Annotated in this window: 24 protein-coding genes and 1 other annotated feature; of the genes, 21 read left to right on the top strand and 3 right to left on the bottom strand. The window is 42.5% G+C overall.

What is annotated here, in order from left to right:
* Nucleotides 1-239 precede the first annotated feature (239 nt).
* Nucleotides 240-505: a binding site (T-box leader), on the top strand.
* Nucleotides 506-564: 59 nt separating this feature from the next.
* The 12 genes from DS742_RS12100 (at nucleotide 565) to DS742_RS12045 (ending at nucleotide 12,645) form a co-directional block, all read left to right on the top strand.
* Entirely contained in the window at nucleotides 565-2,937 is a 2,373-nt protein-coding gene (locus DS742_RS12100) for a valine--tRNA ligase (protein ID WP_170313443.1), read from the top strand.
* Between the two features lie 90 nt (nucleotides 2,938-3,027).
* Nucleotides 3,028-3,672 carry a class I SAM-dependent methyltransferase gene (locus DS742_RS12095; RefSeq protein ID WP_117417267.1) on the top strand — a complete coding sequence of 215 codons (645 nt, stop codon included), beginning with the start codon at nucleotides 3,028-3,030 and terminating at the stop codon, nucleotides 3,670-3,672.
* Between the two features lie 419 nt (nucleotides 3,673-4,091).
* Nucleotides 4,092-5,078, top strand: coding sequence for an ABC transporter ATP-binding protein (locus DS742_RS12090; protein ID WP_117417266.1), 987 nt, complete (start codon nucleotides 4,092-4,094; stop codon nucleotides 5,076-5,078).
* A complete protein-coding gene (locus tag DS742_RS12085; protein WP_242996462.1) occupies nucleotides 5,065-5,865 on the top strand; it encodes an ABC transporter permease in 801 nt (266 codons plus the stop codon). The genes DS742_RS12090 and DS742_RS12085 overlap by 14 nt, the downstream gene beginning before the upstream one ends.
* Nucleotides 5,865-6,665, top strand: a complete 801-nt coding sequence (locus DS742_RS12080; RefSeq protein WP_242996461.1) for an ABC transporter permease — start codon at nucleotides 5,865-5,867, stop codon at nucleotides 6,663-6,665. Before DS742_RS12085 ends, DS742_RS12080 begins: the two co-directional genes overlap by 1 nt.
* A 15-nt stretch (nucleotides 6,666-6,680) precedes the next feature.
* Nucleotides 6,681-7,556 carry a GNAT family N-acetyltransferase gene (locus DS742_RS12075; RefSeq protein WP_117417265.1) on the top strand — a complete coding sequence of 292 codons (876 nt, stop codon included), beginning with the start codon at nucleotides 6,681-6,683 and terminating at the stop codon, nucleotides 7,554-7,556.
* Nucleotides 7,557-7,644: 88 nt separating this feature from the next.
* Nucleotides 7,645-7,938, top strand: coding sequence for a diguanylate cyclase domain-containing protein (locus DS742_RS12070; RefSeq protein ID WP_117417264.1), 294 nt, complete (start codon nucleotides 7,645-7,647; stop codon nucleotides 7,936-7,938).
* 27 nt (nucleotides 7,939-7,965) lie between these two features.
* Nucleotides 7,966-9,237, top strand: coding sequence for an Nramp family divalent metal transporter (locus DS742_RS12065; protein ID WP_117417263.1), 1,272 nt, complete (start codon nucleotides 7,966-7,968; stop codon nucleotides 9,235-9,237).
* Nucleotides 9,238-9,272: 35 nt separating this feature from the next.
* The gene (locus DS742_RS12060) at nucleotides 9,273-9,848 is read left to right on the top strand and encodes a GNAT family N-acetyltransferase (protein WP_117417262.1); all 576 of its coding nucleotides are present in this window, start codon (nucleotides 9,273-9,275) and stop codon (nucleotides 9,846-9,848) included.
* A 112-nt stretch (nucleotides 9,849-9,960) separates the two neighbouring features.
* The gene (locus DS742_RS12055; protein WP_117417261.1) at nucleotides 9,961-11,208 is read left to right on the top strand and encodes a [Fe-Fe] hydrogenase large subunit C-terminal domain-containing protein; all 1,248 of its coding nucleotides are present in this window, start codon (nucleotides 9,961-9,963) and stop codon (nucleotides 11,206-11,208) included.
* The gene (locus DS742_RS12050; RefSeq protein ID WP_117417260.1) at nucleotides 11,205-12,032 is read left to right on the top strand and encodes an amidohydrolase family protein; all 828 of its coding nucleotides are present in this window, start codon (nucleotides 11,205-11,207) and stop codon (nucleotides 12,030-12,032) included. The genes DS742_RS12055 and DS742_RS12050 overlap by 4 nt, the downstream gene beginning before the upstream one ends.
* Nucleotides 12,007-12,645, top strand: coding sequence for a CatB-related O-acetyltransferase (locus DS742_RS12045; protein WP_117417259.1), 639 nt, complete (start codon nucleotides 12,007-12,009; stop codon nucleotides 12,643-12,645). The genes DS742_RS12050 and DS742_RS12045 overlap by 26 nt, the downstream gene beginning before the upstream one ends.
* Before the next feature lie 51 nt (nucleotides 12,646-12,696).
* On the opposite strand, the gene DS742_RS12040 is transcribed toward DS742_RS12045, so the two are convergent.
* Entirely contained in the window at nucleotides 12,697-13,308 is a 612-nt protein-coding gene (locus DS742_RS12040; protein ID WP_117417258.1) for a GNAT family N-acetyltransferase, read from the bottom strand.
* 11 nt (nucleotides 13,309-13,319) lie between these two features.
* Nucleotides 13,320-13,892, bottom strand: coding sequence for a TetR/AcrR family transcriptional regulator (locus tag DS742_RS12035; protein WP_117417257.1), 573 nt, complete (start codon nucleotides 13,890-13,892; stop codon nucleotides 13,320-13,322).
* A 178-nt stretch (nucleotides 13,893-14,070) separates the two neighbouring features.
* Here DS742_RS12035 and DS742_RS12030 point away from each other — a divergent pair, with 178 nt between their 5' ends.
* The 3 genes from DS742_RS12030 (at nucleotide 14,071) to DS742_RS12020 (ending at nucleotide 17,955) form a co-directional block, all read left to right on the top strand.
* Nucleotides 14,071-14,943 (top strand): aminoglycoside 6-adenylyltransferase, encoded by an 873-nt coding sequence (locus DS742_RS12030; RefSeq protein WP_117417256.1) that lies wholly within the window; start codon nucleotides 14,071-14,073, stop codon nucleotides 14,941-14,943.
* Nucleotides 14,944-15,013: 70 nt separating this feature from the next.
* Nucleotides 15,014-15,898, top strand: a complete 885-nt coding sequence (locus DS742_RS12025) for a LysR family transcriptional regulator (RefSeq protein ID WP_117417255.1) — start codon at nucleotides 15,014-15,016, stop codon at nucleotides 15,896-15,898.
* A 119-nt stretch (nucleotides 15,899-16,017) separates the two neighbouring features.
* The gene (locus DS742_RS12020; protein ID WP_117417254.1) at nucleotides 16,018-17,955 is read left to right on the top strand and encodes an oxidoreductase; all 1,938 of its coding nucleotides are present in this window, start codon (nucleotides 16,018-16,020) and stop codon (nucleotides 17,953-17,955) included.
* Between the two features lie 74 nt (nucleotides 17,956-18,029).
* Here the strand turns inward: DS742_RS12020 and DS742_RS12015 are convergent, their stop codons facing one another.
* Nucleotides 18,030-18,971 carry an NAD(P)H-binding protein gene (locus tag DS742_RS12015; RefSeq protein ID WP_117417253.1) on the bottom strand — a complete coding sequence of 314 codons (942 nt, stop codon included), beginning with the start codon at nucleotides 18,969-18,971 and terminating at the stop codon, nucleotides 18,030-18,032.
* 274 nt (nucleotides 18,972-19,245) lie between these two features.
* Between DS742_RS12015 and DS742_RS12010 the strand changes: the two genes are divergently transcribed.
* From DS742_RS12010 to DS742_RS11985, 6 genes are all read left to right on the top strand, one after another.
* Complete coding sequence (locus DS742_RS12010; RefSeq protein ID WP_117417252.1) at nucleotides 19,246-20,220, top strand: hypothetical protein; 975 nt, start codon at nucleotides 19,246-19,248, stop codon at nucleotides 20,218-20,220.
* Between the two features lie 17 nt (nucleotides 20,221-20,237).
* Nucleotides 20,238-21,557 carry a 4Fe-4S dicluster domain-containing protein gene (locus DS742_RS12005; protein WP_117417251.1) on the top strand — a complete coding sequence of 440 codons (1,320 nt, stop codon included), beginning with the start codon at nucleotides 20,238-20,240 and terminating at the stop codon, nucleotides 21,555-21,557.
* Nucleotides 21,558-21,586: 29 nt separating this feature from the next.
* Nucleotides 21,587-22,090, top strand: coding sequence for a GreA/GreB family elongation factor (locus DS742_RS12000; protein ID WP_117417250.1), 504 nt, complete (start codon nucleotides 21,587-21,589; stop codon nucleotides 22,088-22,090).
* A gap of 23 nt (nucleotides 22,091-22,113) precedes the next feature.
* Nucleotides 22,114-23,457, top strand: coding sequence for an MATE family efflux transporter (locus tag DS742_RS11995; RefSeq protein WP_242996459.1), 1,344 nt, complete (start codon nucleotides 22,114-22,116; stop codon nucleotides 23,455-23,457).
* Complete coding sequence (locus tag DS742_RS11990) at nucleotides 23,454-24,062, top strand: HAD family hydrolase (RefSeq protein WP_117417249.1); 609 nt, start codon at nucleotides 23,454-23,456, stop codon at nucleotides 24,060-24,062. The genes DS742_RS11995 and DS742_RS11990 overlap by 4 nt, the downstream gene beginning before the upstream one ends.
* Nucleotides 24,063-24,299: 237 nt before the next feature.
* Nucleotides 24,300-25,604 (top strand): IS30 family transposase, encoded by a 1,305-nt coding sequence (locus tag DS742_RS11985; RefSeq protein ID WP_117417248.1) that lies wholly within the window; start codon nucleotides 24,300-24,302, stop codon nucleotides 25,602-25,604.
* Nucleotides 25,605-25,872: the final 268 nt, after the last annotated feature.

Below are 25,872 nucleotides of genomic sequence, written 5' to 3'. Positions count from 1 at the left end.
TGAAAAAAGAAGGGCTTTCATGGTTTCATTATAGAATGAAATCAACAAAAGCCCTTCTTCAATAGACGGTTCTTTTTTATTCAAGTGATATAAGTATATCACATATGCCGGAGAAAAGCAAATCCATTAATTATAATATTCGCCGTTTGTGAGAAAATTTTTTTGTGTTATGTAAAAAAAACAGTTTTTTAATGTTGACACCAAAAAATTATGTGCTAAAATAAGGATAACAAACACAGACAAAAGCGTTGACGAGGAGGAGTACATGCGATTCCGGATGGACAGAGAGAAGATGGCTGGTGAAAATCTTCGTGATGGGAGCATGGAAGTAGCCTTTGAGCTTTGGATTGAACGGATATGATCCCAGTAGACTCCAACGGAGATTCCCACCGTTATCAGGGGAAGCGATATCGGAAGAGATTTTTCGTCTTCCCGTATTGTATTGAGAGCAGAAAATCATTTCTGAATTTAGGTGGTACCGCGGACACGTTAATTCGCCCTAAGCATAGCTTGGGGCTTATTTTTTTGTCTGTTTTGGAGTAAAAATTACAGGAGGTATCCATCATGGATAAGAAGTATGATTTTCAAAAATCAGAGAAGCAGTTTACACAGTTCTGGGAAGAGAATGAAATTTACAAGTACAGACAGGGGAAGGAACGGCCGGTTTATTCTATTGATACGCCGCCGCCAACTGTCAGCGGGAAACTTCATATCGGTCATGTATTTTCCTATACTCAGGCAGAAATAATAGCCAGATTTAAACGTATGCAGGGATATGATGTATTCTATCCGCTGGGCTTTGATGACAATGGTCTCCCCACAGAACGGCTGGTGGAGCGGGATAGAAAGATCAGAGCCGGACAGCTGCCCAGAAGCCAGTTTCGGAATGTTTGTGTGGAGACGATTGAAAAGTATGAAAATGATTTCACAGATCTTTTTAAAAAACTGGGATTCAGCGTAGACTGGGAGTTGAGTTATCAGACAGTTTCTTCTCTGTCCCAGAAAATTTCCCAGAGATCATTTCTTAATCTGGTAAAAATGAAAAAGGCGTACAGAAAGGAGTCGCCAGTTTTATGGTGCACGCAGTGCCAGACCTCCATTGCACAGGCGGAGCTGGAAACCAGAGATTTAGAATCCAGCTTTTACTATCTGAATTTTAAAACGTCTATGGGAGATTTATTGATTGCAACCACCAGACCGGAACTTTTATATGGCTGTGTGTGCGTATTTGTTCATCCGGAGGATGAAAGATACCGTAAATTCATTGGGAAGACAGCCAGAGTTCCCTTATACGATTTTGAGATACCGATTATGGCAGATGAAATGGTGTCTATGGAAAAAGGAACAGGTGCTGTTATGTGCGCAACCTTTGGAGACACGGCAGATGTCTCGTGGTACCAGACACATCACCTTCCTTATAAAAAAATAATTCTTCCTGACGGAACCATAAGCGGCGAAGTTCCCTATATAGGAGGATTGGAAATCAGCCAGGCGAGACGGACTATAGTGGAAGAATTAAAAACCAGAGATCTGCTTGTAAAACAGGAGGCTGTCTCCCATAGTGTTGCAGTCCATGAGCGGTGCGGCAGCGCAGTAGAGATCATTCCTTCCAATCAATGGTATATTGATGTATTGTCTGAGAAGGACAGATTTTTAAAGGCAGTTGATGAGATCAGCTGGCATCCGGCTTATATGAAGAAACGATATCAGATATGGGTAGAGAATTTAAAATGGGACTGGTGTATTTCCAGGCAGAGGTATTTCGGAGTTCCATTTCCGGTCTGGTATTGTAAGGATTGCAAAGAGCCTGTTTTTGCGGAGGAAGACCAGCTGCCGGTAAATCCAATGGAAGAAATGCCCCGGAAGTCATGTAGCTGCGGATGCAGGCAGTTCCTGCCGGAAGAAGCAGTTTTTGATACCTGGGCAACATCATCCGTAACCCCTTTCATCAATGCCGGATATGGTGAGGACTATGACAGAAGCAGTGAAATTCTGCCCATGGGAATGAGAAATCAGGCTCATGAGATTATTCGTACCTGGGCGTTTTATACTATTGTAAAAAGCCTCTACCATACTGGAGAAATTCCCTGGAAGGATATTATGATCAGCGGGTTTGTACTGGCAAAACCTGGGGAGAAGATCAGTAAATCCAAAAACAATGGATCAGAATCACCTCTGGCCCTTATTGAAATACATTCGGCTGATGCAATCCGGTATTGGGCCGCCAGCAATAAGCTGGGGACGGATACATTTTTCAGCGAAGATGAGATGAAGGTATCCAGGAGATTTTTGACAAAGCTTTACAACGCGGCAAAATTTGCAGTCTTACAACTGGGAGATTATAAAAAGAAGGAAGAGTTTAATCAGGAGATGCTGCTCCCTATTGACCGGTGGATGTTGGAACGTGTAATTGAAACCACCGGTGTTGTAAAGGCGCTTTTAGACGAATTTGAGATCGGTCAGGCAAGGCATGAAATTGATGAACTGTTCTGGAAAGATTTCTGTGATTACTATATTGAAATTGTGAAGGAACGCCTTTATCAGCCGCAAAAGCATGGTGTAAAGGAACGATATTCCGGCCAATATGCTCTGTATCACAGCCTGCTTGGTATATTAGAACTGTATGCTGTTTATACCCCTTTTATAACAGAGTATATTTACCAGGACTTTTATCGGAGCCATGAGAAAAAACTGTCGATTCACCAGATGGTGTGGGACAGGAAAGACGCCAATAAGGATTATCTTGAATTTGGGGATCAGGTAAAAGAGCTGATTGGGGCGGTTCGCAGAGAAAAGACAGAAAAACAACTGTCTATGAAAGATGAAATACCAGAAGTAATTATAACCAGCCCAAAAAGATTTCGGGAGTTTTTTGAAGATACCCAGTTGGATATCCAGGCCTGTACCGGCGCGAAAAAAATTATTTTAAGGAGCTGAACGATTCAGAGAAAAGTTTGAGGTTGCGTGGATTCTCCATCCGCTGTATTCTTATCTGTATAGTATTAGAAATGGAAAGGTGATGCCGAAATGGAACGGATGGAGGATTTTTTCGCGGCACGGGTTGACGGATATGAGGAACACATGCTTTCTGGTGTAGAAGGATGTGAGCAGGCGTATGCTCTGGTCCCATCTCTTCTCCCTGTATCATGCAGTAATTTACTGGATCTGGGGTGCGGAACAGGTCTGGAACTGAAACAGATTTTTAAAAGATTTCCGGATCTTTCTGTCACGGGGATTGATTTAACCAGGGAAATGCTTGATCAATTAAAACGTAATTTTCAGGACAGGAAAATTAATTTAATATGTGGAAGTTATTTCGATGTTGATTTGAAAACGGAAGAGTATGACAGTGCAATATCTTTTCAGACAATGCATCATTTTAGCCATGAAGCAAAGATTGGCTTATACCGGAAAATTTTTAGCGCCCTGAAAGATCATGGACTCTACATTGAATGCGACTACATGGTTGAGAATCAGGATGAGGAGGACTTTTACTTTGCCGAAAATAAAAGGATCAGAAAAGAGCTGAATATTCCTGAAAGGGAATTTTATCATTATGATACACCCTGTACTGTCGCAAATCAGATTGCAATGCTAAGACAGGGCGGATTTGACAGGATAGAATCGGTATTCCGCATAGGACAGACTACAATTCTTGCTGCGTATAAATAAGCGGGTGCCCAAAATCAGGAAAAGGGATTGACAGATATTTCCATATAGGGTAATATCAGATTATTATAAAGAAAAGAGAGGTATGTGTATGTTATGTGTGTCAGTATTGGAGATCGCAACTAATTAAATAGTTGAAAAGGAAAGACGAAGAAGCTTTACGTGATTAGTCTGCCCTTTTTCGGCTGCTATGCCGATAATCTGCCTTACTGAATGCTTGACTTTTGCACTGCGAAAGCTCATACCTTCCAAATATATGTCTGTAACAGACGGACTTTTGAAAGCATAACGGTAATGTTATGCTTTTTTTGTACTTTTTTGTGAAAGCTGTCTGAGAGCAGGTCTTATTTGAGAACGCAAAGCTTATGCCTGTGGGGCAGATGAATCGGTGGTCATTTTTATTTATTAAAAGGGGAAAAGACATGGATATCATTAAAACTGCAGGATTAACAAAGAATTACAGGAGATTTAAGAAACAGGCGGGTATTATAGGAAGCATTAAGGGGCTTATAAGACGGGAATACGAAGTGAAACAGGCAGTGAGCAATTTGGATCTTACGATCAGGGAAGGCGAGTTTGTGGGGTTGATTGGTCCCAATGGAGCGGGAAAAACGACTCTGGTTAAAATGCTTACGGGAATCATTGCGCCCACTTGCGGTTCTTTAAGTGTGCTGGGGTACTATCCCAACGATTTAAAGCATGAATTTAAACAGCAGTATGCTGTTGTTATGGGGCAGAAGAGCCAGCTGTTTTTTGAACTGACGGTGGAAGATACACTTCGGCTGTTTAAAGAAATTTATGGGTTGCCGGAAGAGGAATACCAGGCTTCCAGGGATTACTTTGTAAATCTGTTTCAGGTACAGGAGCTGATGCATGTACAGGTAAGGACTCTGTCTCTTGGAGAACGGATGAAGATGGAGCTGATTGCTGCACTGCTTCACAATCCGAAGATTATTTTCTTAGATGAACCGACGATTGGGTTAGATGCAGTGGCATCCAAACAGATCCGGGGATTTTTAGCGGAAATCAATGAAAAAAAGGGGACTACGATTATACTTACCTCCCATTACATGGAAGACATCAAGGCATTGTGCAAACGGTCAATTGTTATCAATCATGGATGTAAAATCTATGATGGTGATACAGAGAAGCTTTTTGAGCGGTACCAGAAGTATAAAAAAATAACAGTTACATTTCAGGAGCCAACTTCACTTCCAAAGCTTCAGTCTGAAGCACGGATTATGGAACAGACACCTTATAAGAAGGTAATTACGGTACCGAAAGAAAATTCTGCGGGCTTACTGGGAGAACTTATGCGCTTAATACCCAGTGACATATCAGTGGAAGAGGAAGAAATTGGAACTGTGGTGGAGAGAATTTATCAGGAAGGGGGAAATGGAATTGCGTAAATACCTGGAGATTATCAAAATTTTTATAAAGACCCAGCTTGCCTGGCGGGGAGATGCGGTGATTCAGACTCTGTTTACTCTGACAAAGATTTTATTTGCCTGTCTGCTGTGGGGAACGATATTTAAGGACCGGGATGAGGTTGCCGGGTTTACCATTAACAGCATGCTGTCTTATTATATCATCAGCTCTTTTCTCAGACAGCTGGATATGTCTTCCCGTGTGAGCGGTGAGATCAGCCAGAGGATCAGGAATGGGACCTTTTCCAAATATATGGTCCTGCCTGTAAATATACAGGGTTATTTTATTGCCATGGAAATGGGAATTGTGCTTTTTTATCTCTTTCTGGATTTCATGACATCAGTCTTATGGATTATCGTATTCCGTATCAGGTTAGTATTTGTGTCAGACCCTGCTGCACTGCTGGGAGCAGCGGTTTTGATTCTTCTTGGGCTCTTTTTCATGATTCAGCTAAATTACTATCTGGGTCTGCTCACCTTAAAATATGAGGAAATAGGAACATTTCTGATGATAAAAGACAATCTGGTGGCTTTTGTTACAGGTAGCATTATTCCACTTGCTTTGCTGCCGGAAGGGTTTGTCACGGTTATGAAGGCGTTCCCATTTTATTATGTGACATATCTGCCTTCCATGCTGCTCATCGGAAGGCTTAAGGGAGAACTGGGAATGGGACTACTGGTTCTTTCCTGCTGGTGCGTAATTCTACAGGCAGTCATTCATGTTACATGGCATAATTACAGGATTAAGTATGATGGGGTGGGGATATAATGAACAGAATGAAAAGAAATTTACGGGTGGTCAGAGTATTAATAGATATGCGGCTTCAGAATCTGATGATGTTCCGGCTCAGTTTTTTCGGACCTTTTTTTGTTGACAGTTGTGTGTTCCTCATTCAGCTGTGTGTGTTTCAGGCAGTTTATTCCAATGTGGACCGGATCGGAACATGGGGAAAGGGCCAGATGATTCTTTATATTGGGACATTTTCCATGATCAATGCTTTAAATATGGTGCTATATTTTTTCGGGATTAATAATATCCCGGATAAAATTAAGAATGGAGATATGGATTTATATCTGACGAAACCGGTAAGTCCTTTGCTGCGGCTGACCTTTGAACGGATCAATCCCGGGTCTGTTCCTCTCCTTCTCTTAAGCGGAGTAATTATTGCTTATGGGATTAAGGAGGGTGGAATAAAGGTCACTCCTTTTCTGGTACTGGGATATGTGTTCTGGGTGGCGGTTATGACCGTGTTATATTATCTGGTTGAAGTATTGATCCGCTCCCTTTCGTTTTTTATCTTATCCAGTGGAAATGCAGTGATACTGGAAGAGGCAGGATTAACCCTGTGTATGCAGCTGCCGGGAATTGTGTTTTACGGGTTTTACAAAGTGATTTTTTATATGATTCTTCCTTACGGCATCATGGCAACCCTGCCGGTTCAGTTTCTCATAACAGAGCTGACTGCAGGAGGTGCTGTGTGGGGAATAGTGGTTGCAGTGGCATTTACCCTGCTCACGGCTTTTGTCTGGAAGCAGGGAATTCGGCATTATAACAGTGCAAGTTCGTAAAAGGAGAAATGAAAGATGAGAGACAGTTATGTGATAAGAAAAGGTTATCAGGATGATGAAAGGGCAAGGAAAAGTTTTAACCGTCTTGCAGGACAGGTATTTGGCCTGGATTTTGAAAAATGGTATCAGAACGGTTTCTGGAAGAGCAATTATATTCCTTATTCGATTCTGGAAGGGGATGAGGTACTTGCAAATGTTTCGGTAAGCCCCATGTTATTTTTAGAAAATGGGGAGCCGAAGCATTACATACAGCTGGGGACGGTTATGACCTGCAAATCCTGCCGGAAACAGGGACTGATCAGACAGCTGATTCAGGAAATCCAGAAAGATTATGATGGAAAGACAGACGGATGGTTTTTATTTGCAAATGAAAGTGTGCTGGATTTTTATCCGAAGTTTGGTTTTAGAAGATCCGATGAATTTGAATATGGAAAAGATGTGATCATTGATGCAGATGCAACTGCGGTAAAAGTACAGATAGAAGAAAAAGATAATCTTTTAAGGCTGCGGCAGAGCATGAGAGAAAGTTGCCCACAAAGCAGCCTGTGGCTGGAAAACCATGAGGAACTTACCATGTTTTATGCGCTGGACTACATGAGAAAAAAAATATATTTCCTGCCGGAGTACGATGCATATGTTTTTGCCGGCTTCGAGAAAGGACAATTGTATCTCCACCAGATCTTTGCTCCTGAACAGGTGGATGTAAACCGGATTGCTGCTGCTTTTGGCAGAGAGGTAAAGACTCTGGTTCTGGGTTTTACTCCTATTGACAAACAGGGCTTTACATGCAGAAAGACCGGGAGAAATGATACCGTGCTGTATATAAAAGGCTCAGCGTTAAATAGGATTGAGCGGGATTGTTTAAGGATACCTGAGCTGGCTCATACGTAACTATACTATACGGAATGATTAGTGATAATTTTTAACAGGCTGCCATGAAAAAATTGACGGTTCTACTGACTGGTGATACAATTTCAGAATAAAAGGATCAGGAATAGCAGGATTTGCTTACCGGTATGGAGGAGATGAGTTCTGCCTTATATTTTATAATACTGATATGAAAGAAGCTTACGAGACGGCAGTTTTAATTCAGAGCGGATTAAAGCAGGTGGATTTGAAAGATTATCCGGGACTGAAACTGACTGCCAGCTTCGGGCTTGCAGAATATCAGAATGGAATGAATGCTGCAAGACTGTTCCTGAATGCAGACCAGGCGTTATATCAGGCTAAAATTACGAGAGATGCCATACGGATACATGAAGAAGAGAAATAATGAAGATACGAAGGGAGGTTAAATGAGATGTTCGATTTGTTTAAAAAGGAAAAAACAAAACATCACAGGCCTAAATTAGGATTAAAGGAACTGCTTCATTATGTGGGACCAGGGCTTTTGGTCACAGTAGGTTTTATAGATCCGGGAAACTGGGCTTCCAATATTGCAGCAGGATCGGATTTTGGATATACATTACTTTGGATGGTAACACTGTCAACCATTATGCTGATTATACTTCAGCACAATGTAGCACATTTGGGAATTGTAACGGGGGACTGTCTGGCTGAGGCAGCTCACAGGCATTTAAAACCCTGGCTTTCAAAAATTGTTCTGTCAACTGCAGTTCTGGCGGCAATATCTACGGCCATGGCGGAGATCCTGGGAGCGGCGATTGCTTTGAATCTGCTGTTTCGGATTCCTGTAAAACTGGCTTCTGTTCTTATACTGGCCCTGATCCTGTGGATGCTGTTTACCAATTCATACCAGAAGCTGGAAAAATGGATCATCGGTTTTGTCTCCATCATTGGGCTGTCTTTTATTTATGAACTGAGTATGGTCAATGTGGATTGGAATCAGGCAGTAGCGGGCTGGACAACTATACGGTTTCCAAAGGGCTCCATGCTTATCATTATGTCGGTACTGGGGGCAGTGGTTATGCCTCATAATCTATTTCTCCACTCAGAGATAATACAAAGCAGACAGTGGAATTTAGAGGATGAATCCATTCAGAAGCTTCAGTTAAAATATGAATTTGCTGACACCTTATTATCCATGATTATCGGCTGGGCGATCAACAGCGCCATGATTATACTGGCAGCCACTACATTTTTCAGTAAAGGAGAGCATGTCTCAGAGCTTGGGCAGGCCGAACAGATGTTAAAACCGCTGGTTGGCCAGGGGGCAAGCCTGATTTTTGCCGTAGCACTGCTGTTTTCGGGAATTGCCTCCACTACGACTGCCGGTATGGCAGGAGGCTCCATATTTGCAGGAATGTTCGGCGAGCCTTATGATCCCGACGATCCACATACCAGGTTTGGCGTGACATGGATATTGGTGATTGCTGCATTTGTTATATCTTTGATTCGTGATCCTTTTAAAGGGCTGGTCTATAGTCAGATGCTTTTAAGTGTCCAGCTTCCGGTTACTGTGTTTTTACAGATCTATCTTACATCTTCAGAGAAGGTTATGGGGAAATATAAAAATGGACTTCGGGATAAGATTTTTCTTATTGCCATTGGTGTGATACTGACAGTTTTAAATATAATGCTTTTAATTGCTGTTGGGAAGGGAGGAGTGTAACAGTAACGGGTCAATCATGCGAGGAGGAATGTGAGATGAATTTTTTGGGCACAGTTGTTCTGGAAACAGAGAGGTTAATAATACGTCCGTTTAACGCTGGGGATGCCCGTGATATGTTTCATAACTGGGCAAACAACAGTCATGTTACCAGATATTTAACCTGGCCGGTTCATGAGACGGAGGCGGATTCTGGCGAAATTCTTAACATATGGGTGAAGGAGTATGAAGATCCTAAGAATTATAACTGGTGTATTGAGTGGAAGGAAAACCACCAGGCCATCGGCAGCATAGCGGTGGTACACATGAAGGAAGAGATTGAAGAGGCAGAGATTGGATACTGTATCGGCGAAGAATACTGGAGAAAGGGGATCATGACGGAAGCCTTAATGGCTGTGATCCGGTTTTTGTTTGAAGAAGCTGGCTTCAACCGGGTATGTGCGAGGCATGATACCAATAATCCCAATTCGGGCAGAGTCATGAAAGCGGCCGGAATGCAGTATGAGGGTACTATGCGCCAGGCGGGGAAAAACAACCGGGGAATCTGTGATTATACGTTATATGCCATTACAAAAGACCAATATTCTGGCAGTTCATATGTTAAAAGGAGTTAACCGGAATAGTAAGAAAGAAAAAAGGTATGATAATGGTAATTGCATGAAAGTCTGAAGCGATACAGAGAATTATGTGATATAAAACAGAAAGCATACATGCGGGAGGTTATTTATGCAGACATTTAAAGAACTATATGAGAGTACGGTAAGTGCCGCACTTGCGGGAGATTTTGATCCGGCAGAATCTGATAATGGAAATTCCTACGATCCTTTTCATCTCGACTGCCTGTTAAATCCCAGCAAGCATCCCATTGTGATTCGTACGGGTACCTGCGACTGCGGGGACGCAGAACAGAAGGAATGTCTTAAGAGGTGTCCGTTTGGAGCGCTTAAGGCAGAGGAAGACGGGGTAGTGGTTGATCCTGATTTATGTCTGGGCTGTGAAAAATGCATTGACGGCTGTGCCAGTGAAAAGCTTACCGCCAGTACGGATATCATTCCTGCCCTCAAAGCGGTAAGAAGCGCCAAGGGGCTTGTTTATGCCATGATAGCTCCGGCATTTTTAGGACAGTTCTCCAGTGATGTCACACCTGGAAAGCTTAGAAGTGCATTAAAAGAAGTGGGATTTGACGGTATGCTGGAGGTAGCTTTATTTGCCGATATCCTGACACTGAAAGAAGCTCTGGAATTTGATAAAAATATCAAAGGAAGCGGAGACTATCAGCTGACCAGCTGCTGCTGCCCCATGTGGATCGGTATGATCCGTAAGGTTTACCATCAGCTCCTGCCACATGTGCCCGGTTCTGTGTCTCCCATGGTTGCCTGCGCTAAAGTAATAAAAGTACTCCATCCCGATGCATTAACCGTATTCATTGGTCCGTGTCTTGCGAAAAAAGCAGAAGCTAGAGAAAAGGATTTAGCCGGTGCAGTTGATTATGTTCTGACATTTCAGGAAGTGAAAAATATTTTTGATGCACTGGGAATTGACCCTGCAGCAATGGAAGAAAGTGAAAAGGATCATTCCTCCAAAGCCGGACGGATCTATGCAAGAAAGGGCGGTGTCAGTGAAGCAGTTGAGAATACCTTAAAAGCCATCAGCCCCCAGAAGGAAATCCAGATCAGGACCAAACAGGCGGATGGAGTTCCCGGATGCAAAAAAATGATTCAGGATATTATGGATGGAAATATTGATGCCAACTTTTATGAAGGTATGGGCTGTGTGGGCGGCTGCGTAGGCGGACCCAGATCCATTCTGGGAAGAGAAGAGGGAACCGGACTGGTGAACGAATATGGGGAAAAGGCCACATATCAGCATCCGGCTGAAAATCCTTATGTAATTGAGCTGCTTCACCGCTTAAACCTTGACACCATAGAAAGCCTTTTGGAGGAGACGGATTTATTCAGCCGTGATATTACATGATTTCAGAATATGGGAATAAGATCATTGACTCCCATGTGCATATGGGGACTTATGGCCTTTATGAAATAAAAATTGAGGATCTGGCAAAAGAGATGGACCGTTCCGGTGTGGAACAGGCAGTGATTTCTGATATCGGGCTCAATTCTCTTGATGAACATGGGGGCGAGAGATTCCCGGATACAGATACGATTACCTTAAACAGCCGTTCTCTTGAGATCATAAGCGAATACGGTGACAGGTTTTTATTATTATTCTGGATCCGCCCCCTTTTTGACCGGAATGAGGAACAGCTGATCCGCTTTCTTTACGAAAACAGAGAACGGATCGGAGGATTAAAGGTTCACCCCAAAACAGCAGGTGTTCCTTTTTCCTCCGCTGAGTACAGTCCTTACATAGAGATCTGCAGAAGACAGAAAATGCCGTTTTGTATCCATACCCAGGGGGATGGTTACTGCAATATGGAATATGTGTATGAAGCTGCGGTTAAGAACCCGGATGTCACGTTTGTTGCCGTCCATATGGATTTAGGAGGAGACAGGGAAAGAGCCGGTGATTTTATCGCTCGTTGTCCGAACCTTTACGGGGATACTACACTGGTTTCCAAAGAGGAAGTGGGAAAAGCCATTGAAAAATGCGGACCAGAGAAGATACTTTTTGGAACAGACGCCCTTGCGTTTGGCAGGGACAGTTATGACCGCTATGATGGCTTTTACGATTCCGTTCTTGAAAACTTCGGCAGGGCCGGGGCGGAGAAGGTATTTTATAAAAATGCCAGAAAATTATTCTGGAAGGAGAAGTATGAACAGCAATTTGATTTATCCTAGAAAACTTGACAAAGAAACAGTATACTTAAAAAATGTGGTGAAAGATCCGGCAATTGAGGTCGGGGATTATACCATTTATAATGATTATGTAAACGATCCTGTGTATTTTGAAAAAAATAATGTACTTTATCATTATCCGGTTAATAAAGAACGTCTGGTTATTGGCAGGTACTGTTCGATTGCATGCGGAGCAAAATTTATATTTACTTCCGCCAATCACACCCAGAGATCTCTGGCTACGTATCCTTTCGGGATATTTTTTGATGAGTGGGATCTTCCTGTGGAACGTATTGCTGATACGTGGGATAATAAAGGGGATATTGTGATCGGGAATGATGTGTGGATCGGTTATGAAGCAGTTATTATGCAGGGGGTACATATCGGAGATGGGGCAGTAATTGGGACCAGAGCTGTAGTAACGAAGGATGTGGAGCCTTACTCCATCGTAGGGGGGATTCCGGCAAGAACAATTCGTTCCCGTTTTGATCAGCCGGTGGTTGATGCACTGCTCTCTTTAAAATGGTGGAATTGGCCCGAAGAGAAAGTGAAAGCAAATTTAGAGGCAATTACTTCCGGGAATGTGAGAAAACTGCTGGAGGGAAATAGCAGGTAATTCCAGGAGGGCAGTACATTGGTCTGCCCTCCTGGCAATGTAAAAACTGTTTCAGCTTATATCTTTTACCATATAATACACCTTCTTAAAACCGGCTCTTTTCGTGAGCAGCCCCGTATTTTCTTCTTTGACAACCCGAAAACCAAGTCTTTCATAAAGCCTTTTGGCCTTGGGATTGGTATCTACTACTTCCAGTACTACCTGTTTGCGCCCAATCTTTTTTGCCAGCTCAAAGGTACGTAAAAGAAGGCTGGTGCCGATTCCTTTGCCGCGGGCCTGCTCTGATACAACAATGGGATCAATGTGCAGAACGTCTTTGTCTGCAGGCCTGTGAATGAGCCGGTATATCTGATAGGCGAGATATCTCCATAGTCCATCAATTGGAGAGAATACCTTGCAAAAAGAGGAATAGTAAAGGGGGGAAAAGAAATCAGATCCCTTTTCCAGACCTATAAATCCCAGAACCCGTTCATCCCTTACTGCATAAAGACCGTTTTTATATCGCAGGCTTTCAAAGAGTACTTCCGCTGCTTTTGAACGGTCTTTGGTAAAGATCCATAATGCGTGAAATTTTTTAGTGAATGCCTCATAATACAGACGGGCCACCTGCTTTTTCTGAACGCGTGTGAGTACATTTGTAATTTTTATATTGTCGTTTTCCATAGGCTCTCCTTTCATGGCTGCAAGTGCGCAGGTTGAAACCCCTGAAGTACGGTGGTTAATAACAGCCTGACTGCATCGTTTTTTGCCAGATTGCCGGAATGAATTTCCTGCCAGATGCCAAACAGCAGATTATAGATGACCGTGATCATCCACTGCACGGGTATGGATGGATTTAACAGGCCAGCCTGCTTCCAGTTTTCGATGGCATCTGCAAGGGGTTTCTTTAATTGTGCCTCACTCTCTGAAATCCTGGGATTCTCATCAACAGAAGCCGCATATGCGAGAAAATAGATTTTGTCACCAAGAGGTATGAGTCTCAGAAACAGTTCTTCCAGCGTTTTTTCCATCTCCTCCGGCTGAAAGCTCATATCCTGTAAGGCGTTCTCAACCAGATGAATTGCATTGATGGCTAGTTCGTTAAGCAGTGCTTCTCTTGATGAAAAATGGCGGTGCAGGGTTGCAATTCCTATATTTGCATAATCTGCAATTTCCTGCAGGGTAGCGGTTGGTCTTAAAGACAGCAGTTCTGTTGCAGATTCCAGTATTTCTTCATGTCTGCTTTTTTTATTTCTTTGATTTATCATATCTTAGCCCTCTGTGGTATTTTTAAATATTATATGATAGATTAAACTATCATAATTAGAATATCGTAATACTATTTTATTGTCAAGCGCTTTTTTGGACGGAGATGACAAATGGATAGAGTACAGTGAACACAGTCTGGAAGCAGAATGGGGGATATTTTGAGGAGGAATGGGAAATATGAGAACAGAAAAAGAGATGTATGATCTGATTCTTGGTACAGCTCAGGCTGATGACAGGATCAGAGGAGTTTACATGGGCGGGTCCAGAACAAATCCAAACGCAGTACCGGATCTGTTTCAGGATTATGATGTAGTTTACATAGTAAAAGAGACGAAGTCTTTTATTAATGATACTTCATGGATCGACCGTTTTGGTGACCGGCTTTTTATGCAGTATCCGGATGAAAATCCGGCTTATCCCCATAAGAAAGACGAAAGCTATGGATGGTTAATGCAGTTTTCAGACGGAAACAGGCTGGACCTTCATGTGATGACTCTGGATTGTGCCCTAAAGGATATTTCTGCTGACCGTCTTTGCAGAATCCTGATGGATAAAGATTACATTCTCCCGGTAATCCCTGAATCATCAGACCAAAGTCATTGGGTGAAAAGACCATCGCAAACAGAATTTTTATGTACCTGCAATGAATTCTGGTGGTGTCTTGATAACGTAGCCAAGGGATTGTGGAGGAATGAGATCCCATATGTGCAGGATATGATCAATTATCACATACGGCCCCAGCTGGTTACCCTGTTATCCTGGAAAATCGGAATTGCAACAGGTTTTTCCTGCAGTATTGGAAAAGCCGGTAAGGATATGTACCGGTGGCTGTCACATGGAGAGTGGGAGAGGTTTTTAAAGACATATACGGATGCTGAGACAGAACATATCTGGAAGGCAGTTGAAAAAATGTGTAACCTGTTTCATGAGACGGCGGGATTTGTGTCAAAAGAGCTTGGTTTTTTATATGACATGACGGAAGCGTCTAACTGTATGGAATATTTAGAACATGTCAGAACGCTGCCTTCGGATGCAAAACAAGTTTATTAATCAAATATTATTACTATTATCGTACATATCATGAACACGAAAATCCTGTGAGATAAAGGAGGGAGCGAGTTTGGATTTTAAAAAATTACGGTATTTCAGCGAAGTTGCAAGATTAAAAAGCTTTTCAAAAGCGGCTAAAGTATTATATGTTTCACAAACGGCAGTAAGTCAGCAGATCGCTGCAATGGAAGCGGAATTAGGCGTGGAGTTGTTTTACCGTGACAAGAAAAATGTACGCTTAACGCTGCCTGGAGAGGTTTTTTTGCAGGACTCAAAACGCATATTAAAGTTATATGAAAATGCAGTAATAAAAACAAGGGAAGTTTCATCAGGATCGGAGGGAATGATTAAAATCGGATTTTTCAGTATGTTTGACCGTGATGTGATCGCGCCTGTTCTATTCAGCTTCCATCAGGGATTCCCAAAAGTCAAGTTAAGTATTGTCCAGTGTAATTATGAAGATATGAAATTGAATATACTCAATGGAACAATAGATATTGGATTTTATTTTAAAATGGAATCAGAAGAGATCGAAGAACTGAAGGTATATCAGACGTATCCCCGATTATGTGTGAACCGGAATCACAGACTATCAGGGAAAACAGTGATTCAGCCAGAAGATTTAAAGGCAGAACAGGTGATTTCTTACATAAAAAATAAGGAGCAGTCAGATTACTATAAGGCACACCATAACACTGATAATCCGGGACTTTCAATCGATAATTCTATTTTGGTGGAAAATATGGATGACGCTGTAATGCTTGTCAGTATGAATGCCGGGATCAGTTTCTTACCTGAAATAACGAATTTTATCAATCATGATCAAGTTGTGTTTATCAGACAGGACGTTGAAAAGGTTCCTTTTAATGTCAATGCATACTGGTCAAAGGAGAATACGAATCCTGTCCTTTACCGGTTTCTAAACGAAATAAAGAAAAAATATTCTCTTTTTTAAGTACATATGTAAAAGTTTTTACAATTACCTGATTGCATTTCTGTATTGGACTTTAGCTGGCACCTTTGATATTGTTAATTTGTAAACAAAGTTCGGATAGGCAGAAGGAGAACACGAATATGGATAAACAGTATGGCAGCCTTTTAACACCGATACAGATCGGTCCCATGAAATTGAAAAACAGGATATCTTTCACTCCGGTATGGCCAAGCTTTGCCACGGCAGACGGTTTTGTAAACAGAGAATTAATGGAATGGACAAGAGATATCGTGAAAGGAGGCTGTGCATGTATCAACATTGGATGCGGCACAGTTAACCGGAATTTACCAAAAGAAATCACTCATCTTTTGCGAATGGGGGAGGAACCCGTTGTTAATGGATTATCGATGCTATGTGATCTGGTACATATGTATCAATGTAAAATCGGTATGGAACTTTTTGCAATTAATCTTTCACCGGCTTCTTTTGAAGAAAGAGATAAAAGTGCAGGGAAGCCGGCAGTGGAAATTGATCCCACGTTTCTTACAAAAGGGCAGATTCAGGATTTTATTAAAGACTTTGCAGATGCAGCAGACAGGGCCATGCGCAGTGGTGTGGACAGCCTGGTAATCCATGGCGCCCATGGTCAGCTTCCCGGCTGTTTTCTTTCAAAAGTAATTAATGAGCGTACGGATGAATATGGTACTGACTCTATGGAAAACCGGGCCCGTTTTACCAACGAGCTGTTAGAGGCGGTTCGCGCAAAAGTGGGGAATAAGGTTGCAATCGAATACCGGATTAATGCCAATGATATGATACCTGGTTCTCCAACAATAGAGGAAGTCATTGAATTTGTAAAATTAATAGAAGACAAAATAGATCTGCTTCATGTATCAAGAGGGATGCATTCCATACAGAACCTTGCGCCCTTTATTAACCAGCCGGTTTATTTTAATCATGGAATCAATATAGAGGATGCAGCGGTAATAAAGGCAGCAGTTAAGGTGCCGGTTACGGTAGTTGGTTCTGTCACACTGCAGCAGGCAGATGAGGCCATCCGTAAGGGTAAGATTGATATGGTATCCATGGCACGCGGTCTTATGGCAGATCCGGATATGGTTAATCACATCCGGCATGGCTGTGTTTCCAGGACCAGACCATGTATCAGGTGCAATAACTGTATTCAGAAGACCCACTATCTGCTTGCACCCATAAGGTGTACGGTTAATCCGTTAATGGGAATGGAATCTCTCTATTTCAATACTCCGGCGCCGGCAGAAAAGAAAAAAATTGCTGTGATCGGCGGAGGACCTGCCGGAATGGAAGCGGCCAGAACTGCGGCTCAACGAGGCCATAAGGTGGTTTTGTTTGAGAAGTCGGATCGGTTGGGCGGTGTTTTAAATCTGGCATCGATTCCTGATTTTAAAGCCGATATTAAGGCTTATCTGGACTGGGCTGTACGTGAAACAGAAGCCAAAAGCAGCATAGAGATTCGTAAAAATGTAAATGCAACTCCAGAGATGGTGGCAAAAGAAAATTTTGACGGAATTATTGTTGCAGTAGGATCAAATCCGATCATTCCATCCTTTGCGGAAGGAAATAACCGTGTTGTCTGGGTAGGAGATGCGGAAACAGGCAGAAAAGAGACTGGAAATGAAATAATTGTTGCAGGAGCAGGACTTACCGGCTGCGAAGCGGCATTAGCTCAGCGAAAGAAGGGGAAAAAGGTTACTCTTGTTGATATGATGCCGGAAGAAAATTTTGGCAGCGGCGGAGCAAAGTTTAATCAGATAGCCATTATAAATATGCTAAAGGACGAAGGCGTGATTTTCCGGGGGGGTTTGCGTCTTGTATCCATTGGTGATGCTTTTGCTGTTTTTGAAGATAAAGACAATAAGAGTGTAGAGATTCCCTGTGATACGGTTGTACTTTCCCTGGGAGTACAGGCTGATTCGTCTTTTGCAGATCAGTTTGCAGAGTGTGCCGCCGATGTTCTTTCAATTGGTGACTGCAATACAAAACAGGGTACGTTATATAATGCAGTCCATACTGGTCATGAGGCGGGGTATTTCATATAATTAAAAGCTTATAAAAAGAAGAATCCATGGAATCCTGTAAAAAACGCTGTAGAATTCCATGGATTTTTGACTAATTAATTATCCTTTGAATGACGTTCTCCAATCTGGAAGTCATCTGCATGTTCAAACATATATTGAACTGTGAGAGGCTCCTGACCGGTAAGATTTTTAAAATCATCCGTAAACACATCCATTTTGCCCAGGCGTATGGCCTGTGCAAAGGTTACCATTCCCTCTGAAGAAAACGGTGCTTCGGAATCTTCCTTAAACTTTCCGTCAGTGGTTCTGGGAACTCCCATAGAATCAAAGACAGCATAATTTTCTTCATCCGTCAGTTCCTCATAGGTTACATGGTTTCCTGTAACCTGATTTCCATATTCTATAAATTCAGAGATGGTCATTAACTGAGGTCCATTGATATTCAGAATGGTTTCGTGATAATTCTCGGATACAAGAGAATAAGCAATTGCTTTGGCGCAGTCTTTACGGGAAATGTAAGCCATTTTTCCGTTGCCCTGGCTATTTTTTAATACGCCATCCATTTTAGCAAAGGTAAAATAATTGGTGATCATGGCTTCTGCATACTGGGAATTGCGGAGGAAAATATAATCCAGTCCGGTCTGCCTGATGTAATCCTCTGTGAAGGCATGGTCGATTTTTTCAACACTGGGATTTGATTCATCTGCTGCATTCACAAGAGAGGTATAGATTATTTGTTCAACACCTGCTTTCTTAGCTGCATCGATTGCATTCTTGTGAGCATTCTGACGTTTTTTCCCCACAAAAGGCATGGAAATCAAAGCAATCTTGTCCGCATTGGCGAAGGCTTCGGCAAGTCCTTCGCTGCTGTTGAAATTCGTTACATGAGTTTCGATCCCCTGCTTGTCAAATTCTTTTAAGGCTTCCTGATTATAACCGCAGAGAATAATCCTGTCCCTGCCGACTATTTCCAATAAATATTTTGCTGCTTGCCGCCCTAAATTACCATCGGCTCCAGTTAATAATAATTTACCCATAATTGTAAATCCTCCTTCTTACTGTTTGTATTCCTATGATATGTTAATTATTAAACAAAGTCCAATGAGATAAATATATGGGCCATTCAAAAAACTAATTCTGGATATGCTTAAGAAAATGTTTTAAAGCAATGTTTTTATTATCTTTTAAATGTTATTATAAACTGTTTACAGTCACTCTACAAGAAAGTGTTTGCCTTTCTCCTTTTAACAGTGCTAAAATAACAGAGTATGTACGAAAGAACTGAAACGAGTGACAGGAAAGGATGGATGTATGGCGACAGGCAGAATGAATCAGCTGGTAGTGATGGTCAATTTGTGCAGCAGCGTAGTGGAAGGGATCGAACATCTGATTACTTCTCAGGGAAATGACCGGCTGAAAGAAGATGCTGTTTCCGGACTTCTTACTCTGGAAGAAAACTTAAAGGTACTCCAGGCGGACAAGACCGTAATCCATGAAACAAGATGGATGGCTGAAGTCATAAAAAACTGGTTGTTTGTCTATGACAGGGAATTCCGGGACCGTCTGTACCGCTGGTATTTTACGGCTTTAAAAGAGCTTAGAAATTTAATGTTTGCAGAGATTGAAATTTGTCCCGTCTGCTCCGGCAAAGGTGCGGTGCATTACGGAGCCTCTCTTTACATGGAGGGGGATGAAGCGGGAAAAGAGCTGCTAAAACCGGTCCGCATTTTTATGAAGTGCGGGGAGTGCGGAAATTATTATCTGGCAAAGGAAGAACCATGGATTATAAAAAGAAAAAAGAGAGCAGAACGCTCCCGGGCAAGATGTAGCAGAATACTTGCTGATATTAAAGGATTGGCTTCTGATGGTTCCATGCTGTTTATCGGCAGCCAAAACAGTCAATTATATAAAGAGGCGGCCAGTGCAGGTTATGAGATCAGTTCTCTGATTGAGTCCGAGGCAATGAACTCAGGCAAAAAGGGAAGCTATGGAGTGGTCATCATTGAACATCTTACGGACAGCCGTGATATGAATGCGATCCTTGATAAGGCAGCTGACTGTCTGGCAGATGGAGGAATTCTCTGGTTCGACGGACCGGATCTGGATAAATCAATGGATCTTCTGGAAAAGAAGGGGAGTGTGCTGTGGCGGGAAGCTGCTTCGGAGGTTTATCTGACCAGAGAGGGAACTAAGAATCTGGCAAAGCTGTTCGGGCTGACTGTAAAGTCCTTAAAGAGAGTGGGAACCACCCGGGGGCGAATTGAGGTAATTGCAAAAAAAGCATAAAGAAAGAAGGAATGGAAATGGGTCATCTGACAGCCCGTGATGCGTACTTAAATTTAAGTGACCGCATTAACTGGTTTACACAAGGGGCGCCTGAGTCGGAGACGCTTTATAAAATTCTTCAGGTTTTGTATTCGGAGAAAGAAGCAAAATGGGTGGCATTGCTGCCGGTACGGCCGTTTACGGTTAAAAAAGCAGCAAAAATCTGGGAGACTACGGAGTTTAAGGCCGAAAGGCTTTTAAATCACCTCTGTGAAAAAGCACTTTTGGTGGATTCCTATCATAACGGAATCCGGAAGTTTGTTATGCCGCCTCCCATGGCAGGTTTTATTGAATTTGCCCTGATGAGGACAAGAGGTGACATTGACCAGAAATACTTAGGTGAGCTTTACTATCAATACATGAACGTAGAAGAGGACTTTATCAAGGATTTATTCTTTGCTACGGAAACAAAACTGGGAAGAGTCTATGTTCAGGAACCTGTACTGATGACGGATAAAACAAACCATATCCTGGATTATGAACGGGCCTCACACATCGTGGAGGAAGCAGATTACATCGGTCTGGGGCTTTGCTACTGCCGCCATAAGATGTCTCATGCCGGCCATCCCTGTGAAATCAATGCTCCCTGGGACGTCTGCCTGACCTTTGACAATGTTGCCCGTTCCCTGGCAGAGCATGGGGATTATACAAGGCTGATTTCCAAAGAGGAGGCCATGGATGCGCTGGAGAGGTCCTATGCCAGCAATCTGGTGCAGATCGGAGAAAATGTGCGGGAGCATCCGGCATTTATCTGCAACTGCTGCGGATGCTGCTGTGAAGCGCTTCAGGCAGCCAGAAAGTTCAGCCCCATGCAGCCGGTTGCAACGACCAATTACATTCCCCGTATATCAGAAGAGACTTGTGTGGGCTGCGGAAAATGTGAGAAGGTGTGTCCTATTCTTGCGATCTCCATGGAAGACAATGAAAATGGAAAGAGAAAGGCAGTGGTGGATGAAGAAATCTGCCTTGGCTGCGGCGTATGCGCAAGAAACTGCAGTGTGAAAGCGATAAAACTGGAACGGAGGCCAAAGCAGATCATCACTCCGGTGAACAGCACCCATCGTTTTGTACTGCAGGCCATTGAAAAGGGAACCTTACAGAATCTTATTTTTGATAATCAGGCATTTGCCAGTCACCGCGCCATGGCAGCATTATTTGAGACCATTTTAAAGCTTCCTCCGGTGAAACAGGCATTGGCAAGTAAGCAGCTGAAATCCATATATTTAGACAGGCTTTTGTCTCTTTATAAGAGAAAACCAGTGGAAGCAGGTCCAAAGGGAAGTGAGAGCCTTTCTTAAACCAAAACGAAGAAAGAGGATGCAGTAACGTGTTTGACAAATTGACAGAGAATGATATTGACAAAATGAAGCAGGAAATCGAATACCGGAAACTGGTGGTGCGAAAGGAAGCCCTGGAAGCGGTTAAGGAAGCGAGAGCTCATGGCGATTTAAGTGAAAACTTCGAATACCATGCGGCGAAAAAGGATAAGAACCAGAATGAAAGCAGAATTCGTTATCTGGAGAAAATGATAAAGACTGCCCAGATCATTTCTGACGATTCAAAAGAGGATGAAATAGGGCTTTATAATACCGTGGATTTGTATTTTGAGGATGACGATGAGGTGGAGACCTATAAACTTGTTACAACCGTCCGTGGAAATTCCATGAAAGGCCTCATAAGCTCCGAATCGCCGTTAGGCAGTGCCATTCTGGGGCATAAAGTGGGAGACCGGATCTATGTTAAAGTGAATGATAAAGCTGGTTATTATGTAGTGGTGAAGCGACTGGAAAATACAAAGGATGATGGAAGCGACCAGCTGAGAAGTTACTGATCCGGCAAAGGAAGGGTTATTTGATGAAAGACATGACAAAAGGCAATATTTCCTCCCAGCTGATCCGTTTTTCCATTCCTCTGGTTCTGGGTAATTTATTTCAGCTGACTTACAATGCGGTGGACTCCATTATTGTGGGGCGTTTTGCAGGAGAGGATGCTCTGGCTGCAGTGGGGACTGCAAACCCCGTTATGAGCATTGTAATTTTAGGAATTACAGGAATCTGTATCGGGGCATCGGTGTTGATGAGCGAATTCTTTGGAGCAGGCGATGAAAAAAGACTAAAGGAGGAGGTCTCAACGGTACTTCTCTTTGGAAGCTTCTTTTCCTTTATCATTGCTGCGCTGGGATTTATTTCTTCCAGGGGAATCTTAAGGCTGCTCCGGGTTCCGGACCAGATTTTAGAGGATGCAGCCATGTATCTGCGGATCATTTTTTTGGGAATGCCTTTTACATTTTTTTATAATGCAGTGGCATCTGCACTGAGAAGTGTTGGAGATTCTAAAACTCCGGTACGGTTCCTGGCCGTGGCGTCTGTGTTAAATGGACTGCTTGATGTGGTTTTTGTGGCATGGTTTCAAATGGATGTTATAGGAGCGGCTCTTGCCACGGATATTGCAGAGGCAGTATCTGCCGGGCTTTGTATTCTTTACATATATAAAAGGGTCCCCCTTCTCAGGGTGGGCAGGAACGAAATTCGGCTGGACCGGGATCTTTTAAATCTGACTTTAAGACAGGGGGCCATTACAGCGCTGCAGCAGTCCTGCCAGCCAATCGGGAAGCTGCTGATACAGGGAATGATTAATCCCCTTGGTGTCAGCACCATTGCAGCGTTTAATGCAGTAAACAGGGTTGATGATTTTGCGTTTACGCCGGAGCAGAGCATTTCCAGCGGGATCATGACCTTTGTGGCCCAGAACAGGGGAGCTAAAAACAGCAGCCGCATAAAGAGGGGATTTCACACAGGACTAATGATTGAGGCAGGATACTGGGTTTTCATCTGCATTTTAATTCTCGTTATAAAAGAGCCTGTTATGAAGCTGTTCGTATCTGTTAACGATACGGGAATGGTGGAAATCGGAGTAAAATATCTGGGGCTGATGGCTTTTTTCTACCTCATGCCTGCATTTACCAATGGAATTCAGGGGTTCTTCAGGGGAATGGGAAATATGTCCATTACGCTGATTTCCACACTGATCCAGATCTCTGTGCGGGTGGTATTTGTATCACTTTTCGTTCCTGTAATGGGACTGAAGGGGGTTGCATATGCCAGCCTGATTGGCTGGGCCTGCATGCTTTTTGCAGAAGTACCTTATTATATTTGGTTTAAGAACAGAAATGAATTACTACAGGAGAGAGACAGATGATAAAAAATATTGTATTTGATATGGGAAAAGTACTGGTTGATTACGAAGGACACAAGGTGGGAACTGTTTTTATGGAAGATGAAGCGGAACGAAAAGAAGTCTGTACATCGGTCTTTGATTCCCAGGAATGGCTGCTGCTTGATATGGGGCTGATTTCAGAGGAGGATGCATTAAAGAGAATGCAGTCCCGTCTGTCCACAGATCACGCAAAGGAAATGGCAGAGCTTTGTCTGAAGCACTGGCATGAATATAATATGCAGCCGGTAAAAGAAATGGGTGAACTTGTGAGAGAGTTAAAAGAACAGGGCTATGGAATTTATCTGTGTTCCAACGCCTCCCTCCGCCTGCTGACCTATACGTCTGTCATTCCGGGAATTGAATATTTTGACGGAGTTCTCTTTTCTGCAGAAGTGAAGTGCATGAAGCCTCAAAAGGAGATGTACGGTCATCTCTTTGAACGGTTCCACCTAAAACCGGAGGAATGCTTTTTTATTGATGACCTGCTGATGAATGTGGAAGGGGCAAGGGAATGCGGTATGGAAGGATACTGCTTTGCTGACCGGGATTTAGAAGGTCTTAAGGAGTGTCTGAGAAAATTAAAATAAGCGCAGATTAAACGCGAAAAAGATCAGGAGCCTAAACTGCCTGATCTTTTTTTGCGCATAATTTTTTTGCCATAAAAGAGGCAAAGCTCAATTGTAAAATGACTTTCCCTTTTGAGCGGGAAAGTTAGGTACAAATATTTTAAAATAGTATAGAGAAATTCGTGTTACAAAAAAGGCAGGGCGAAGTCCCTGCCTTTCATGATATATTGAACTTAGCCGGTGCAGAAAGGAGACACTATGGCAAAGTTTTTATCTTATGAGGATCGATTGGAGATTGAAAGTGCACTGAAAGAGGATCTGACTTTTACAGAGATGGGTAAGAAACTGGGAAGGGACAGAACTACTATTACAAAAGAAATCCGTAACTATGCAGTTGAGCAGTGCACAGGATATTCAGCCTATCCTCATAATGTATGCAAGTATCGAAAAGGATGCAAGAGAAAAAAAGTGTGCGGAACAAATGAATGTAAGCATCCAATGGTAACCGTATGCAAACAGTGTGAAAGTCTTTGTAACAGGTATTGCGAACAGTTTGAAGAAGAAGTTTGTACCAGCAGATTTAAAGCTCCCTATGTATGTAATGGCTGCAGTGAAGTGAAAAAGTGTACACTGACGAAGACAATCTACGACGCATTGGAAGCCCACCGCCAGGCATCTGAAAAGATTGCACAATCAAGAAGTGGGATTCTTTCTACAGAAGGAGAAATTACCAGACTCAATGAGATCCTGGTTCCGCTGATTAAACAAGGACAGTCTATCCATCAGATTTATTTAAATAATAAGGACGAGCTAATGTGCAGCGAGAAGACTTTATACAATTACATAGATGGAAGTCTGTTTGATGTGAGAAACATTGATCTCCCACGGAAAGTAAAGTATCGTCCGCGTTATAAAAAACCAGAACTGAAGGTAGACAGAGGCTGCCGTGTAGGAAGAAACTATCATGATTACGAGGTGTATTTAGAGAAGCATCCTGATACAGCGGTGACCCAGATGGATTCTGTGATCGGGAGCAAAGGTGGAAAAGTTCTGCTCACAGTATTTTTTGTAGAAACGTCCTTGATGCTTGCATTCCTAAGAGATGCCAATACCTCTAAGTCAGTAATCGATGTTTATGAAGAACTATATCATAGGCTGGGGGGACAAGACTTTCGAAAGTTGTTTCCAATCATTTTAACAGATAACGGAAGTGAATTTTCTAATCCGAAGAGTATCGAGTATGGTGCAGATGGAAACGGAATTCGAAGAACCAGAATCTATTATTGCAATCCAAGTGCACCCTATCAAAAAGCAGAAATAGAGGTAGGTCATGAATTCATAAGAAGGGTATTACCAAAGGGGAAAAGCTTTGACGAACTGATACAGGAGGATATCAATCTGATGATGGATCATATCAATTCCTATAGAAGAAAAAAACTAAATGGGAAAAGCCCGTATGAAGCATTCTGTTTTTATTATGGAAAAGACCTGGCAGATAAACTAGGATGCCACGAGGTTGGCGCCAAAAGCATCAATCTAACACCAGGTCTATTGAAAAAGTAGCAAGATAATCGGAACATGAAACCACCGGCTGGAATGAAAAGAAACAGATACCAGCAGACGTGAATTTCGGAGTACAAAATTTGTAAGCCAAAAGTGACGTCCGGTTTTTGTGCGCCAAAATCATCTTGTTACCAGAGATTATACCATAGAAAGCAAGTGAAAAACGGGAAAGTCATAACAATTGTGGAATTTCGAGTTCAAAAATTGAAGGTCGATTTCAAAATGTGAAACTCGTTTACAAAACGGGAAACTCGAAATGCTATTGACC

The organism is Lacrimispora amygdalina (assembly GCF_003432035.1).
Taxonomy (GTDB): domain Bacteria; phylum Bacillota; class Clostridia; order Lachnospirales; family Lachnospiraceae; genus Lacrimispora; species Lacrimispora amygdalina.
Note: the sequence above shows the minus strand (reverse complement) of the source record. Positions and strands in the feature narration are given on the sequence as shown.

What these genes read in the sequence shown, in the direction of transcription:
- DS742_RS12010 (WP_117417252.1), top strand. Translation starts at nt 19,246, where the DNA reads ATGGCGACAGGCAGAATGAATCAGCTGGTAGTGATGGTCAATTTGTGC.
- DS742_RS12015 (WP_117417253.1), bottom strand. Translation starts at nt 18,971, where the DNA reads ATGGGTAAATTATTATTAACTGGAGCCGATGGTAATTTAGGGCGGCAA.
- DS742_RS12035 (WP_117417257.1), bottom strand. Translation starts at nt 13,892, where the DNA reads ATGATAAATCAAAGAAATAAAAAAAGCAGACATGAAGAAATACTGGAA.
- DS742_RS12020 (WP_117417254.1), top strand. Translation starts at nt 16,018, where the DNA reads ATGGATAAACAGTATGGCAGCCTTTTAACACCGATACAGATCGGTCCC.
- DS742_RS12050 (WP_117417260.1), top strand. Translation starts at nt 11,205, where the DNA reads ATGATTTCAGAATATGGGAATAAGATCATTGACTCCCATGTGCATATG.
- DS742_RS12075 (WP_117417265.1), top strand. Translation starts at nt 6,681, where the DNA reads ATGAGAGACAGTTATGTGATAAGAAAAGGTTATCAGGATGATGAAAGG.
- DS742_RS11990 (WP_117417249.1), top strand. Translation starts at nt 23,454, where the DNA reads ATGATAAAAAATATTGTATTTGATATGGGAAAAGTACTGGTTGATTAC.
- DS742_RS12080 (WP_242996461.1), top strand. Translation starts at nt 5,865, where the DNA reads ATGAACAGAATGAAAAGAAATTTACGGGTGGTCAGAGTATTAATAGAT.
- DS742_RS12090 (WP_117417266.1), top strand. Translation starts at nt 4,092, where the DNA reads ATGGATATCATTAAAACTGCAGGATTAACAAAGAATTACAGGAGATTT.
- DS742_RS12045 (WP_117417259.1), top strand. Translation starts at nt 12,007, where the DNA reads ATGAACAGCAATTTGATTTATCCTAGAAAACTTGACAAAGAAACAGTA.
- DS742_RS12005 (WP_117417251.1), top strand. Translation starts at nt 20,238, where the DNA reads ATGGGTCATCTGACAGCCCGTGATGCGTACTTAAATTTAAGTGACCGC.
- DS742_RS12095 (WP_117417267.1), top strand. Translation starts at nt 3,028, where the DNA reads ATGGAACGGATGGAGGATTTTTTCGCGGCACGGGTTGACGGATATGAG.
- DS742_RS12065 (WP_117417263.1), top strand. Translation starts at nt 7,966, where the DNA reads ATGTTCGATTTGTTTAAAAAGGAAAAAACAAAACATCACAGGCCTAAA.
- DS742_RS12060 (WP_117417262.1), top strand. Translation starts at nt 9,273, where the DNA reads ATGAATTTTTTGGGCACAGTTGTTCTGGAAACAGAGAGGTTAATAATA.
- DS742_RS11995 (WP_242996459.1), top strand. Translation starts at nt 22,114, where the DNA reads ATGAAAGACATGACAAAAGGCAATATTTCCTCCCAGCTGATCCGTTTT.
- DS742_RS12040 (WP_117417258.1), bottom strand. Translation starts at nt 13,308, where the DNA reads ATGGAAAACGACAATATAAAAATTACAAATGTACTCACACGCGTTCAG.
- DS742_RS12100 (WP_170313443.1), top strand. Translation starts at nt 565, where the DNA reads ATGGATAAGAAGTATGATTTTCAAAAATCAGAGAAGCAGTTTACACAG.
- DS742_RS11985 (WP_117417248.1), top strand. Translation starts at nt 24,300, where the DNA reads ATGGCAAAGTTTTTATCTTATGAGGATCGATTGGAGATTGAAAGTGCA.
- DS742_RS12085 (WP_242996462.1), top strand. Translation starts at nt 5,065, where the DNA reads ATGGAATTGCGTAAATACCTGGAGATTATCAAAATTTTTATAAAGACC.
- DS742_RS12055 (WP_117417261.1), top strand. Translation starts at nt 9,961, where the DNA reads ATGCAGACATTTAAAGAACTATATGAGAGTACGGTAAGTGCCGCACTT.
- DS742_RS12030 (WP_117417256.1), top strand. Translation starts at nt 14,071, where the DNA reads ATGAGAACAGAAAAAGAGATGTATGATCTGATTCTTGGTACAGCTCAG.